General features: G+C 63.6%; 12 protein-coding genes. 3 read left to right on the forward strand and 9 right to left on the reverse strand.

Annotated elements, in window-relative coordinates:
* Positions 1-46 precede the first annotated feature (46 nt).
* Entirely contained in the window at positions 47-1024 is a 978-nt protein-coding gene (locus RSO41_RS15650; RefSeq protein WP_315620126.1) for an XdhC family protein, read from the reverse strand.
* Positions 1024-3294, reverse strand: coding sequence for a xanthine dehydrogenase family protein molybdopterin-binding subunit (locus RSO41_RS15655; protein WP_315620127.1), 2271 nt, complete (start codon positions 3292-3294; stop codon positions 1024-1026). The genes RSO41_RS15650 and RSO41_RS15655 overlap by 1 nt, the downstream gene beginning before the upstream one ends.
* A gap of 263 nt (positions 3295-3557) precedes the next feature.
* Between RSO41_RS15655 and RSO41_RS15660 the strand changes: the two genes are divergently transcribed.
* Positions 3558-4052: a MarR family winged helix-turn-helix transcriptional regulator gene (locus tag RSO41_RS15660; RefSeq protein WP_315620128.1), complete on the forward strand. Its 495-nt coding sequence runs from the start codon at positions 3558-3560 to the stop codon at positions 4050-4052.
* Here the strand turns inward: RSO41_RS15660 and RSO41_RS15665 are convergent.
* The 7 genes from RSO41_RS15665 to RSO41_RS15695 form a co-directional block, all read right to left on the reverse strand.
* Entirely contained in the window at positions 4049-5581 is a 1533-nt protein-coding gene (locus tag RSO41_RS15665) for a tripartite tricarboxylate transporter permease (protein WP_315620129.1), read from the reverse strand. The two genes, RSO41_RS15660 and RSO41_RS15665, sit on opposite strands and share 4 nt — an antisense overlap.
* Positions 5582-5592: 11 nt before the next feature.
* A complete protein-coding gene (locus RSO41_RS15670) occupies positions 5593-6117 on the reverse strand; it encodes a tripartite tricarboxylate transporter TctB family protein (RefSeq protein WP_315620130.1) in 525 nt (174 codons plus the stop codon).
* Between the two features lie 2 nt (positions 6118-6119).
* Positions 6120-7085: a tripartite tricarboxylate transporter substrate binding protein gene (locus tag RSO41_RS15675; protein ID WP_315620132.1), complete on the reverse strand. Its 966-nt coding sequence runs from the start codon at positions 7083-7085 to the stop codon at positions 6120-6122.
* Between the two features lie 20 nt (positions 7086-7105).
* Positions 7106-7741 carry an N-carbamoylsarcosine amidohydrolase gene (locus RSO41_RS15680; protein ID WP_315620133.1) on the reverse strand — a complete coding sequence of 212 codons (636 nt, stop codon included), beginning with the start codon at positions 7739-7741 and terminating at the stop codon, positions 7106-7108.
* A 10-nt stretch (positions 7742-7751) separates the two neighbouring features.
* Positions 7752-8453 (reverse strand): Asp/Glu racemase, encoded by a 702-nt coding sequence (locus tag RSO41_RS15685; RefSeq protein WP_315620163.1) that lies wholly within the window; start codon positions 8451-8453, stop codon positions 7752-7754.
* A gap of 66 nt (positions 8454-8519) precedes the next feature.
* The gene (locus tag RSO41_RS15690) at positions 8520-9338 is read right to left on the reverse strand and encodes an alpha/beta hydrolase (protein WP_315620134.1); all 819 of its coding nucleotides are present in this window, start codon (positions 9336-9338) and stop codon (positions 8520-8522) included.
* Entirely contained in the window at positions 9335-10546 is a 1212-nt protein-coding gene (locus tag RSO41_RS15695) for an FAD-dependent monooxygenase (RefSeq protein ID WP_315620135.1), read from the reverse strand. Before RSO41_RS15695 ends, RSO41_RS15690 begins: the two co-directional genes overlap by 4 nt.
* Before the next feature lie 403 nt (positions 10547-10949).
* Here RSO41_RS15695 and RSO41_RS15700 point away from each other — a divergent pair, with 403 nt between their 5' ends.
* Positions 10950-11444: a (2Fe-2S)-binding protein gene (locus RSO41_RS15700; protein WP_315620136.1), complete on the forward strand. Its 495-nt coding sequence runs from the start codon at positions 10950-10952 to the stop codon at positions 11442-11444.
* Complete coding sequence (locus RSO41_RS15705) at positions 11437-14427, forward strand: c-type cytochrome (RefSeq protein ID WP_315620137.1); 2991 nt, start codon at positions 11437-11439, stop codon at positions 14425-14427. Before RSO41_RS15700 ends, RSO41_RS15705 begins: the two co-directional genes overlap by 8 nt.
* The last annotated feature ends 15 nt before the right edge of the window (positions 14428-14442 follow it).

The raw sequence follows: 14442 nt of genomic DNA on the forward strand, positions 1-14442 counted from the left end.
AAAGCGCCGGGAGCGACCCGCCGCCATGATCAGGCCCAGCGTGTGCCTAGAGCACATCTTGCGCCCTCCCTCGATGTACCCGCACGATATCGGCCATGACCGCCAGGGCGATCTCCGCCGGCGTCTTGCTGCCCAGGCCTAAACCAATGGGCATCTTGATCCGTGCGATCTCCGCTTCTGTCAACCCACCAGAGCGCCTCAACCTCTCGGCCCGTGCCTGAGAATTGCGCTTGGAGCCCATCACACCGATATAAAAAGCCTGTGTGCGCACAGCCTCGATCATCGCCAGATCGTCGATGCGCGGGTCATGGGTCAGGGCCACCACGGCGGTGGCGGCATGGCAGCCACCCGAGGCGATAAAGGTCGAGGGCATGACCGCCTGCAGTTCCACCCCCGGCACCGCAAACCCCCGGCGCGCCTCCTCCCGGGGATCGCAGACGATCACTTCGAAGCCCAGGGTACTGGCGAAGCTGGCACAGGCCTCAGACACCGGCGAGATGCCCGCGATGATCAGGCGCAGCGCCGGGCCGATACGCACACCGATCACGCCCTCCTTCCACACGATGGCGGGGCCCGAAGCCTCGGCCAGTACGAACGTTGCCCCGCGCCCATCCAGGGGCACGTAGCGTGTCAGCGCTCGTCGCCCGAGCAGGGTGGCATGCATAACCTCCAGGTGGGTCAGGGTGGCCACGCTAGGCTCGAGTCGCTCCACCAGGAGCTCCAGGCGACCGCCGCAGGGCAACCGCACTCGGCTCGCGTTCGGCTCGCTCCCTTGGCCACCATAACGCACTTGCTGCACCGGCTCGTCAAATTCCTCCTGGCGCAGCCGCTCGAGAAAGTCCTCTTCCACGCAACCACCCGACAGCGAGCCCAGATGTTCACCATCCTGGCGTGCCACCAGCATGGCGCCGGGTGCCCGGGGCGACGAGCCGAAGGTGGCCAGCACCGTGCATAGCCATAGGCGATGGCCCAGGTTGGCCCATCGCAGGGCACCTTCGATGACCTGCAGGTCGAGATGCTGCATCAGCCGACCGCCTCCGTGGGCGCCGCGTGAGAGGCTGCCAGGGTTCGGCGCACCACCTCAGGTGTGAAGGGAGGCTGGGTGAAGCGCACCCCGGTGGCATCGTAGAGGGCATTGGCAATGGCCGGGGCGCCGGGTAGAGAGGTGGATTCCCCTACTCCCAGCGGGGGTGCCTCGGGGTGCTCGAGGAGCATGACGTCGATCTCCGGTAGCTCGGAGAACCGCAGGATCGGATAGCCACCCCACTCACGACTCACCGGCAAGCCATCCTCAAAGGCAACCCGCTCCTTGAGGGTCCGGCTCAGCGTCTGGATGACGTTGCCATGCACCTGATGCCGCACCCCTGCCGGGTTGACCATCAGGCCAGCGTCCTGCCCCACGACCAGCCGTTCGATGAGGATGCGACCACTCTCGGGGTGCACCTTCAGTTCCACTACCCAAGCCGCCAGGGCCGCGCCGAAGCCGGGAAACTTACTGTGCACGTACTGGGCATAGGCCACCCCGCGGCCATGATGCCAACCATCGACTACCCGAGGCAGTGAATGGGCAACCCGCGGCTGCCAACCCGTTCGCGCGGCCACAGCGTTGGTAAGTTCCACCGCTCGAGAGTCGCTAAGATGGCGCAGGCGATATGCCACCGGATCCTCGCCAGCCAGTTGGGCGAGCTCGTCGATATGACTCTCGTGGGCAAAGGTATTGGGCATGGCCGATACACCGCGCAGCCAAGAGGCGCGTACCAAGGTGGGCACATCATCGCAGGCGATCTGCCGGTGGGGGTAGCGATACGGTGGGACCGAGGTACGGTCGCCCATTTCGAAGGGGATATCGCTGGGCCGGACGACGCCTGTCAACAGCAGGGCCAGGGTCGGGGCATTGTTCGAGGGATAGCGGGTGACGAAGCGATAAGCGGTGGGACTGCCATCGGCATTCAGCCCGCCCTCGACCTCCATCAGTTGGGCAGCCCCCTTGGGCTCCCAGCCATGCTCCTGCTCCCGGGTCAGCTGTACGCGTACCGGCCGCCCCACCGCCCGCGACAGCAATGCGGCATCGGCCCCAACGTCGTCGGCACAGTTGCGACCATAACAGCCGGCGGCCTCCATGCGAGTGACGGTGATCATTCCTTCGTCGAGCCCCACTAATCGTGACAGGTCGGCACGCAGGCTATGGGGATTCTGAGTGCCGGACCACACCCGCAGCTGGTCGTCACGATAGTCGGCCACCGAGCAGGAGGGGCCGATAGAGCCGTGCAGTTGGAAGGGCCAGACATAGGTGCGTTGCACCCGATGCACGGCCCGGTCCAGGGCCCCTTCCACATCGCCCTCATCCAGCAGGGGGCGCCGTTGGGCCGGCAGCTCTCGCAGGGCCTTCTCCAGGTCGTCGAACCGGGGCAAGCCCTCCGGTTCGCGCCAGCTTACCTTGAGCCGCCTGGCCGCCGCCGCGGCCTGTTCCTCGCGCTCGGCGACCACGCCCACAAAATCGCCGATCACCACCACCTGGACCAGTCCGGGCATGCCGGACACCGAGGACGCATCCACCGCCACCAGGCTGGTGCCGACGAAATCGCCGCGATCATGGCCGGTATAGGGCGGGCGCACCACTCGGCCATGCAGCATGCCGGGCAGGCGCAGATCATGCACGAAGGTCAGCTTGCCAACCGCCTTGTCGGGGATATCCACCCGCGGCGTCGCTCGCCCCACCAATCGGTAGTCGCCGACAGGCTTGAGCGGTACCTGATCGGCCAGCTTCAAGGCATGACGCTTGCCATGGAGCAGCTCAGCGTAACTCACGGCGGGCCGGTCACTCTCCGTCGACACAATGGCTCCCTCGACACACCGCAAGCCACTTCGTGCCACGTCATGGTAACTGGCGGCCAGGTCCAGCAGGTATTCGCGAGCCTGGGCCGCTGCACGCCTCAGCGGCTCGGCGGTAATCTGGATAGTGGCACTGGCGATGGTCGGTCCCTGATTGGGCACCTCGAAGGGATCCCCCAGCACCATGGTGACCCGTTCGAGGTCCACGTCGAGCTCCTCGGCGACAATTTGGGCCAGGGCCGTACGAATACCGGTGCCAAGATCCACGTGGCCGTTGAAGGCCATCACCCGACCATCCTCGAGCACGGCGATGAAGAGCTCGGGTTCCGTGGGCACATAATCTGAGTGTGTACCCGGTTGGCCCGGCGCCGGCTTGGGTGGCACCACGGGCTCCCGATAGACCACCAGCAAGTCGGTTCCATGGAGGAGTGAGTGCCGATCTGGCAGGGATGAGGACGCCATTCAAGCCTCTTTGCTGTTGTCGGTGACCAAGTGCGCGATACGCTGTTGTCAACGGCATCGCATCGAGGGGGCAAGGCTCGCTTGCCCTGCCCGCCATTTAGTTATAGTGTACACACCACAAATAAGCACGACTTCCCCACCGCCTGCAAGCCCATGCCGCGCATGCGTTGACACTCGAGGCTGCCGTGTCCTGCCATCAGGCTCATACTCGGCGGTGACACCGTAATAATCAGAGGTCGTCGACAGCACACCAAGGATGCCCCATGACCACAGAGACGTCAGCTGACGCCGCCACGACCAGCGACCACCGCACCCCCGCCGAGCAGGGTTATGACTTCTCCGAACAGGTCGGTCACCTGCTGCGCAAGGCCTACCAGCGCCATACGGCGATATTCCAGCGCCACAGCTGCGACAAGCAGCTGACCGCCATCCAGTTCGTCACCCTGTGCACGGTCATGGAACGTGGGCCGAGTTCGCTCACCGAGATCGTCAATGCCACTGCCATTGACCCCGCCACGATCCGCGGAGTGATCAAGCGGCTCAAGGCGCGGGATTGGATCGCCCTGACCACCGACCCCGACGATCAGCGCAAGGTGATGGTCGTCATCACCGAGGCGGGTGAGTCCCTGGTGGAAACCATGGTGCCCATCGCCAAGCAAGTCAGCGACCAAACCATGGGCAACCTCAACCCCGCCGAGCGCATCGCCTTGCTGCATTTGCTGGAGAAGATGAACTGGGGCCCCGACGAGGACGACTAGCGCCGACGGCGCCCCAGCGTCGGGTAGGTGCGACGCAGGTCGTCGCGCAGGCGCACGAACCAGGGCGCCACCAGGGGTAGGAGGATGGCGCCCAGGGACATCAGCAACAGCGTCAGAGCAATCGGGCTGTTGATGAAGATGTCCCAGGATCCGCGGCCCAGGATCAGGCTGCGCCGCAGATTTTCTTCCAGCAAGGGGCCGAGGATCAGACCGAACGCCAGGGGCGCCGCCGGTAATCGGAACAGGTTGAGCAGATAACCGATCAGGCCGAACGCCAGCATGATGTAGACGTCGGACATGGTGTTGCGGATGGCGAACGACCCCACCACGCACAGCACCGCGATCACCACCAGCAGGATGTGGGAGGGAATCCGCGTCACCCAGGCCACCCAGCGCATCAGCAGCAGGCCGATCACCAGAGTCAGGATCAGCGCCAGGAAGAACGACGAGTACACGCCGGACACGAACTCCGGGTTATTGGCGAACAGCTCCGGCCCCGGGCGCAGCCCGTGAATCAGCAGCGAGCCCATCAACACCGCGGTGATGGCGTCGCCGGGAATGCCCAGGGTCATCATCGGGATCAGGGTGCCGCCGATACTGGAGCTGTTGGCGGACTCCGGCGCCACTACGCCTTCGGTGACGCCCTTGCCGAACTCGTCCGGCCGTTTGGAGAAACGCACCTCCTGGGCGTAGGCGATGGCCACCGCGATGGCCGAGCCGGCCGCCGGAATGGCGCCCACCGAGGCGCCGATGAACGAGCCGCGCAGCATCGTCTTCCACTGGCCCAGCAATTCCTTCATGGGCGGCCACAGCCGGCCGATGGCGGGCATCACGCTCTTGGTGTAGGACCGCCCGGCGGTACCGATGTTCTTCATCACCTCGGCGAACCCGAACAACCCCACGCACAGCGGCACCAGCTCGATGCCGCCTTCCAGCACAGGGCTGTCGAAGGTGAAGCGGGGAATGTCGGTGAGGCTGTCGAAGCCCATCATGCCGCACAATAGCCCCAGACCGCCCACCATCATGCCGCGGATGGTCGAACCCGGCGACGCATAGGCCAGCAGCACCAGGCCGAACACCGCCACGGCGGTGAATTCCGGGCTACGGAACTCCATGGCCGCGGCGGCCAGCATGGGCGCCACCAGTACCAGCACCAGCAGCCCGATCAGCCCGCCCAGGGTGGAGGATACCAGGGCGAAGGTGAGAGCTTCGCCAGCCCGGCCGGAACGGGCCATGGGGTAACCGTCCAGCTGGGTGACGATGGCGCCGGGGGTGCCGGGAATATTGATCAGGATGGCAGAGATGGATCCGCCGTAAACGCTGGCCACGAACACGGCGAGCAGAAACAGGATGGCCAAATGCGGATCCATGCTGAAACTGATCGGCAGGAGAATGGCCAGGGCCATGGTGGAACTGATGCCGGGCATGGCGCCCAGCACCACGCCAAGCACAGTACCGAGCACGGCCAGCATCAGGCCCCAGGGCGACATCAGGGTGGTGCCCAACGCGGAAAGGAAATCATTCAGCATGGTATACCTCGTTAGCCGATTGGCACCTTGAGCACCGACACGAAGGTCACGTAGAGGAAAGCGCACAGCAGCACGCTCAGGATCAGACCACTGACCAGGGCGCGCGCCAGGCGACCGGTGCGCCGCCAACTCAACCAGGCGGTCCAGGCGGCACTGAATACGAAGGTGGCGGGCAGGAAGCCGATCACGGCCACCCCCGCGCACAGGGCGATCATGCTGAGCAACAGAGAGACGGCGGCGGGATGATCAGCGCTCTCCATTCCATAGCCGTCGGTCCGACCGGTGACCAGACGGAAGCATCCCTTGATCAGGATCAAGGCGGCGCCGAGAGAAAGCAGGCCCAATACCAGCACGGGCAGGAACCCGGCCCCGGGATCGAGGCCAGCGTCCAGGCTGGCCATCAGGCGCTTGCCGCTCAACACCGAGGACCAGCCGGCGGCGCAGATGATCGCGAAGAACGCGCCGACGGCCAGATCCAGCACCGGGCTTGTTTGCGCCTTGTTCTCACGACCGGCGTTTTCGGTGGACTTGCTCATGGTCAGCCTTCGATCAGATTGGCGTCTTCGAGGATCGCTTTGACTTCCCGGTTGCGTTGCTCCAGATAAGTGCGGGTGGCGGCGGCGTCACGGGGCATGATCACCAGGCCCAGTTCGGCGGCTTTCTTCTGGAAGGCCTCGTCGTTGAGCAGCGCGTAGAAACCTTGTTCCAGCTTCTCGCGACGCGCTTCCGGCACGCCCTTGGGCAAGTAGAGTATGTAGAAGTCCTCGGCGATGAAGTCGTAGCCCTGCTCCTTGAAGGTGGGTACGTCCGGCGCGAAGGGATGACGTTCCTCGGCGGCGACGCCGATGATCTTTACCTTGCTGGCCTTGTGCTGTTCGGCCAGCAGGGGAATCGGCAAGGTTGTAGACATGACTTCACCGGACACCAAGGCGGACGCGGTGGGGGCGTAGCCCTGATAGGGGATCTTGCTGAGTTTCACGTCGAAGTGATTCTCCAGCATAGTGGCGGCGATGTAGGAAAAGCCGCCGGGGGAATCGTTGCCGTTGATAATGGAACCAGGCTGGTCCTTGAGCTGTGCCAGATATTCCTTGATGTTATCGATGCCGGTGTCGTTTCCTACCGCCAGGGAGGACGGCTCGGGACCGATGAACACTAGGGGCTCCAGGTCCTCAAGAGGGGTGGCGTTGGCGTTCATGTAGCTCTGCGCGATGGCGTGGGTACCCATCATGCCGATGGTGTAGCCGTCCGGATCGGATTGGGCCACATGGCGCACGCCGTTGGAACCGGCGGCGCCGGTGACGTTGTTGACGACCATGGACACCGGCAGGTTCTCCGGCGGTTTTTCCGCTATCAGCCGCGCGGCCAAGTCATAGGCGCCGCCTGCAGGCCAGGGCACCACGATGGTGATGGGTTGTTCCGGGAATTTCGCCAGGGCCGGGCCGGACAAGCCCAGCAGCATGCCCACGGCAAGGGTGGCGGTGGCGAGCAGTTTACCAATCTTCATTTTTATTCTCCCTTAGAGGATCAGTAGTTCAGGTAAGCAATGGCTTCGTCGATGCCAATGACATCACCGTACTTGCTGTCGATATCGAACAGGTTGGCCTCGTGGGGCGCGGGGTGGCGATCGCCGACACAATCCCGCACCACCATCACGCGAAAGCCGTGTTGAAGCCCGTCCACGGCAGTGGCTCGAATACAACCGCTGGTCGAGCAACCCGTCAATATCAGTGTATCCACCCCCATGGCCACCAACGTCGAAGCCAGCGAGGTCCCGAAGAAGGCGCTGGCATACTGCTTGGTCATCACCAGTTCATCGTCGGACGGACTCACCTCCTGGCAGAATTCTGCATAGGGATTGCCCGGCACCATGGCACGCATCACCGGCGCCTTCTTGACCCAGATGCCACCGTCACGCTGGTCCGGTGCCAGGTAGAGGATATTGGTATGGATGACCGGCACGCCGGCTTCGCGCGCCGCCGCCAACAGCGCCGGCATCCTGGCCACCGCTTCCACCACACCCGGAGCATAGAGCGGCGAGCCCGGCGTGGTGTATCCTTGCATGAAGTCAACGACCAGTAGGGCGGCCTTGTCACCGAAGCCGATCCGGCCATCCCAGACGCCCTTGTAGTTGTCACTGGCTGCTTGAGTGCATTGTGTCATCTCGCCCCCCTCAATAGGCGCCCGACAGCAAAGCACCGGCCCCCGGTACCACCGGCTCGAGATCCAGGGCCTTGAGCATGGCGTAGGTAGTCGCAATGGCCGCGGTGACCACCGGCTTGCCGCTCAGTGCTTCAACCTTGGAGACCGCATCCAGCGAGGGCATCTGCACACAGGCCGACAGCACGATGGCGTCGACCTCGCTCAGGTCCAGGCTGGCGACGATCTTCGGTAGCCTGGCCGGATCGTGGCGGGCCACCTCCAGATTGTCGGGTATCTCCAGGGCCCGGTAGTCGCGCACCTCGATGCCCTCCTGGCGGATATAATCCACCACCATCTCGGTCAGGGGTTTCATATAAGGGGCCACCACGACGACGCGCTTGGCGCGCATGACCTCCAAGGCGTCCACCAGGGCGCCAGCACTGGTGACCACCGGGGTATCGCAACCGTTCTCCTCGGTGCGACTGCGCAGGCGCCGCTGGGATTCGCGGTGATAACCCGGCCCCATGGACATGATCGCCACCAGGCAGGCATAGCCCATCACGTCCACTGCCGCGTCGGAGAGCTCCAGCGCACAGCGATCGGACTCCCCGTCCATGGCGGCCAGCTCATCCTTGCTGACGGTCTTCATACGCATGCGACTGGAGTGAAAGGTAAAGCGCTCGGGACGAATCAACTGCCGCGCAGCCAGCATGGCAGGAATTTCGGTCTCCATGGTGATATTGGAACTGGGCACGATCTGGCCGATACGGTATGTCTTGTTCATGGCGCTAGGCCTCCCTCAGAGTTCGGTGCCCAGAAAGTCTTCGAAGGCGGCGAAGAAGCCCTCGTAGTCGTCCCAGGGAATCATGTGTCCCGCCCCGTCGGCGGTGGTGATGCGGATTGACGGCAGCAGGTCGCGGATCTCGGCACTATCCTGATCCTGAATCACTCCACCCTTGCCGGCACGGATCAACAGCGTCGGCACCGTCACACCGGGAATATCCTGGTGGATATCCACGCTATGGAACTCCTCGAAGGCCTGGACGATGGCCGGCTCGTAGCAGGTATGCAGCCACTCGGCGCGCAGGAGGAGGTGCTCCTCGCCCCAGGTCGGGCAATACCGTCGCATGGTCTCGAGATCGGCCCCCCGGATGCAGTCGCGAATCGAATCCACGTACCAGGGCAACTGACTGGGATACTCGCGGCGCCCCGGCCCCGAGACCGGCGGATCGATCAGCACCAGCTTGTCGATGCCTCTGGCGCCTCGGGACAGGGCACGCAAGGCGAAGCGGGCGCCCATCGAGTGGCCGGCAAGAATGACATTCTCCAATCCCAGAGCCTGGATGAAAGCGCTCACGTCATCGGCACAGCTATCGGTGTCGTAGTCGAGCTCGGGGCCACTCGAGGAGAGACCGCGACCGCGCACGTCGAGTATATAGGTATCGAAATGTCGACCAAGACGCTCGGCCACGAAGTCCCAGGTCACGGCGGGACTGGTGATACCCGGAATCATTACCAGCGGCTGGCGGGTCGTCGATGCCTCGCCACCGTAGCGCAAATAGTGCTGGCGAATGCCGTTGGCCTGAACGTTGGCGCCATACAGGTAGGTGCTGCTCATACCGCGTTCCTCTCGTCGATCCGCTGTGGTTGCTTGAGGGGCACCTCGTAAACGTCATAGCCGAACACCCAGGCCGGGTCCTCGTCCTGACGCAACCAGGTGTTGTCGTGGGAGACCTTCTGCACTCGAGAGGCGCGCTCGAAGCGATTGGCACGGTACAGCTCGAAGGCATCCTGATAATTGCTGGCGCCAACCTCCTCCAGGCAGCGCACCAGCATGGCGGCATCCTCGATGGCCATGGCGGCGCCCTGAGCCATGTGCGGCTTCATCGGATGGCAGGCATCGCCCAGCAGCACCAGGCGATTGTCATGCCACAGCGGCAGCGGGTTGCGCTCGAGCAGCGGCCACTTGGTGACCGTCTCGGTGCAGTCGATCAGTGCCTGAACCGTCGGGTGGTAGCCTTCGAACGCCCTGCGCATCTCTTCACGAGAGCTATCCACGAAGGAGGAGCCGTGGTTCCACTCTGGCTCGGGCACGCCGGTGACGTAGTAGTACTCCTTTTCGTCACCGGTCACGAAATAAACCATCATGTGGCGATCTTCCGACCACCACTTCACGCATGCTTCGAAGTCGAGGTCATAGGCCTTGAGCTTCTCCGCCGAGATGATCGCGCGATGGGCGACCCAGCCGCTGTAGATGGGCGCCTCGGGGCCCAGCAGCTTCTCGCGGATGCGTGAATTGACGCCATCGGCACCGATCACCAGATCGGCCTCATCCTTGGTGCCGTCGGCGAAGGTCAGGGTCACCTTGCCGCCGCTGTCGTCGACATCCACCAGGCGCTTGTCAAAATAGAGCCGATCCTGATCCAGGGCACTGACCATCAGCTCATGCAGATCGCCGCGATGCACGGTGATATAGGCGGCGCCATACGCTTTGCGGGCGAAATCACCGAGCGGGATGCGGGACAGGTACTCACCACTGTTGCCATCGCGGCTGAACCAGTGGTCGGGATGGGAGCCCATGGCATTGAGCCGATCCTCGATCCCGATACGACGCATCACTTTCATGACATTGGGGCCAAGGTGAATACCGGCGCCCAGCCGCGAGAAGGCTGGTGCCTGCTCGTATACCTTTGTGTCATATCCAGCCTTCTGAAGGAGGGCTCCCGCCGCAGCGCCTCCGAGGCCCGCACCGATGACAGCGATTTTCCGGCTCTTGGTCATTGACTCCACCTGTTGGGCTTTATTGGTTTCCTCGATGCTCATCATGCGCAAAGCCAGCTCTCGTCGGATGACCGCTCCATAGCGAGTCATGCGCCTGGGTAACATGATGCTCAATTAAAACGTATACACCATTTATTTTGACGTCAAGCACTGTTTATCTGCTTGTCACCCCGGGAGGCAGATTGACTTACATCACATCAACAACCCCCAACAAAAGGCGTTTTTAGGAGGAAATGAATGATATGCATCAGAGCTTGCAGAGGTAAGACTCAAGGTGCTATATGTGTAAAGACCAGAAAATAATGGTGTACACCATATAAAAAGAAGCGTCCTCTGCACCAGACAGAGAACAACAGGCGAATCTATGCACCAAAATGGGACGCCATGAAAAAGGGCCTGGGCGTCTTCCCCGAGAAATGCACAACACCAAGAATAACGACGAGTCCTTATGACCCAAGCGACTTCCCTGACTGTCAATGGCCACTCATACGAGCTGGCAATACCGCCGGACACCCCTCTGCTGAACGTCCTGCGCAATGACCTGGAGCTCAATGGCCCCAAGTACGGCTGCGGCCTGGGGGAGTGCGGGGCATGTAGTGTGCTGATCGATGGCATGGCCGCCCGTGCCTGTGTGCTGCCGGTTTCGGTCGCGGCCGGGCACGAGATTCTTACCCTGGAGGGCCTGACCGGCGAAGATCGTCTCGACCCCGTCCAGCGCGCCTTCATCGATGCGCAGGCCGCCCAATGCGGCTACTGCCTCAATGGCATGATCATCAGCCTGCGCGCCCTGCTTAATCACACTCCTCGACCATCGGCGACCCAATTGCGGGCCGCTCTCGAGTACAACCTCTGTCGTTGTGGCACTCACGTGGAAATCCTCGAGGCGGCGCATCGCGCCGTGGCAATCAACGTCGCCGAATCACCGGAGGCGCCTGATGAGTGATCGGCAGCCCCCTCCCCCCCAGGCCGAACGGACAGCACCCGCCGCGCCTACCCAGCGTGTCGGCATAGCGGTACGGCCGCCTCACTATGGCTGGAACGGCGAGCACTTCGTCAGCGATCGGCTGATGGCTGTGGACCGGACCAGTGTGGCGGGCCTTCCAGGGCGGATCGAGATCGTCGTCGAGGGCAATTTCGTGGGCGTGGTGGCCGATAGCCTGACGGCTGTGCAAGACGCTGCGCGTCGCCTGAGGCTCGAATGGCAGGCGACTTCCCGCGTATGCCAAGGCGACAACGAATCGCTTCCCATGGCAACCGAGGCATCACCCCAGGAGTTGGCGGCGGGCCATGGTGAGTCATCCTCGGTCCACCGACATGACTATGGCTGGCCGAGTCGCCTGCACTGGGGAGACGCCCCCGGCTGGGTGGTGGCCGATTGTTCCAGTCAATACCTGATGCTGCAGGGGGCAACCGTCACTCCGGAGGCCTTGATCCAAGACCTGATGACGCTCACCGGCCTGCCGACCGAGCGGATCGAGCTCTATGGCACTACCCCTGCGCGTGCCTCTGGCCTGGGTCGCCACTGCGGTGATGACGCCGCGGTGGATGCAGCTCTGATGTCTCGGCATCTGGGTTGCCCCGTGGCGGTATGGCTGGATGCCACCTACGCCCGTGACGTGCATGCCCTGGGCCAGGCACAGCACATGAGCTTGCGCGCCAACCTGTCGGAAAGTGGCGATATTACCGACTACCGCTTCCATCAGGCACATGCCCCAGGCGATATCGCCGCCGTGGGCCTGTGGCTCAGCGGTAGGCATCCCGTCAGGCGAACCAGGACAGACGGAGCATCACCCTTCTCGCCCTATGCCTTCCGTAATGCCCACCTTAAGACCCGCCGCGACGATCATGGCACCGGTCGGCACAACGAGGACCTCACTGAGATTCAGCAGGCCTTTGCCCGGGAGTCCTTCCTGGATGAAGTGGCCCACGGCAGTGGTCAAGACCCCCTGGTGCTGCGGTTACGCCACCTCGACGATGCCCGCGGCATCGAACTGATCGATTCAGTGTCACGGCGCGCCCGGTGGGGTGAGCTGCCGTCGCCAGCTGCCGCCACGACCCCGGATCGGCTGCGCGGTCGCGGCTTCGCCTATGCCCAGGTGCCAGACCGCCATCAACGCATCCCGGAAGGCGTCCGTTCGGCCTGGATCGCCGACGTAGAGGTCAACCGGATCACCGGTGATGTGACCCTGACCCGACTGGTGGCCGGCCAGGACGCCGGCCCCGAGGTAGATACGGATCGCTTGCAGCAAACACTGCAGGCCCGAGTGCTGGGTAGCGCTCGCCCACTGCTGGGTCATGAGCCGGCCTTCGACGAGTGGGGCGATGGCAGCGAAGGCGCCCACCATGTCGATCTGACAACCGGTGGCGCCCTGGCGCCCCGTACCGGCATGCCAAACAGGCAGAGCGCTGACGACGCGGCGGCGGCCTCACTGCCGGCGTCACTCAACGACGCGAATTTAGCGCCCGGCGTGGCGGTAATCGCCAATGCGCTGTTCGATGCCACCGGCGTGCGCTTCCGACAGCCCCCTTTCACCGCTGGCCGCGTGCGTGAGGCTCTCAAGGACCAGACCAATCCCTTGGGAGAAGAGGCCCCCGATAGACCGGCCAGGCGCCCCGGGCGACGCTGGCTCAAGGCGGCGGCCGTGACCGCGGTCGCCGGCACGGCGGTCATGGCCTGGCCCTGGAAGGGAGCCATCGCACCGATCAACCGTCCCGCGACCAACCTGTATTCCGCCGAAACCATCGAACGCGGACGCCTGGTGGCCGCCGCCGGCGACTGTGCGGCCTGTCATACCGCCGAGGGGGGGCGCGAAAACGTCGGCGGACGCCCTTTCGAGACTCCCTTCGGCACCCTCTATAGCACCAACCTGACGCCCGACGAGGAGACGGGGATTGGTCGATGGTCCTACGCGGCCTTCGAGCGCGCCATGCGTCATGGCATCGGCCGCGATGGTCGTCATCTCTATCCGGCCTTTCCCTACACGGCCTTTGCCAAGATAAGTGATGCCGACATGCAGGCGCTCTACGCCTACCTGATGGCACAGCCCGCGGTAAGTGCCGAAACGCCAGCCAATGCACTGAGCTTTCCGTTCAACATCCGAAAGTTGATGGCCGGCTGGAACGCCCTCTACCACGACCCCAGCCCCTTCGAGCCCGACCCCACCCAGAGCGACCTCTACAACCGTGGTGCCTATCTCGCCGAGGGCCCGGGGCATTGCAGCGCCTGCCATACGCCACGCAATGCCATGGGTGCCGAGCGTAGCGGCCAATACGCTCTATCAGGCGCCATGGTGGACGGCTGGGAGGCGCCTCCCCTCAACCAGCAGTCCAAGTCGCCGGTGACCTGGAGTGAGGCCTCTCTATACGACTATCTGCGCCACGGCGCCACGCCACTGCATGGCGTGGCCTCGGGCCCCATGGCGCCAGTGGTCGCCGGTCTGGGAGAGCTTCCCGAATATGACGTGCGCGCCCTGGCTCACTATGTAGCGGTCCAGATGGGTGCACCGGCGGGCGATAGCGAGGCCGTACGAGCCAATGCAGCGGCGCGCATCGCTGAAGCCGAGAGCGGCCCTGGTGACATGACGGAAGGAGAGCGACTGTTCGAAGGAGCCTGCGCCGCCTGCCATACGGACACCGGTGTTCCCTCATTCTCCAGTGCCAAGACCCCACTGGCACTGAACACCAACCTGCATAGTCAGCAACCCGACAACGTCATCCAATCAATCCTGGGTGGCGTGCATGCCGAGCACATACCCGGTCTCGGCAATATGCCCGGTTTCGCCGACAGTTTCAGCGACTCCCAGGTCATCACTCTGACGGCCTACCTTCGAGCACGCTTTGCACCCGACCAACCTCCCTGGCAGGACGTCGCTTCTCACGTGGAAGCGATTCGCCAGAACAACAACAACCCATCCACACACCCCTAGCGCAACAACAAGACG

It is taken from the genome of Halomonas sp. I1, assembly GCF_032334135.1.
Taxonomy (GTDB): Bacteria; Pseudomonadota; Gammaproteobacteria; order Pseudomonadales; family Halomonadaceae; genus Halomonas.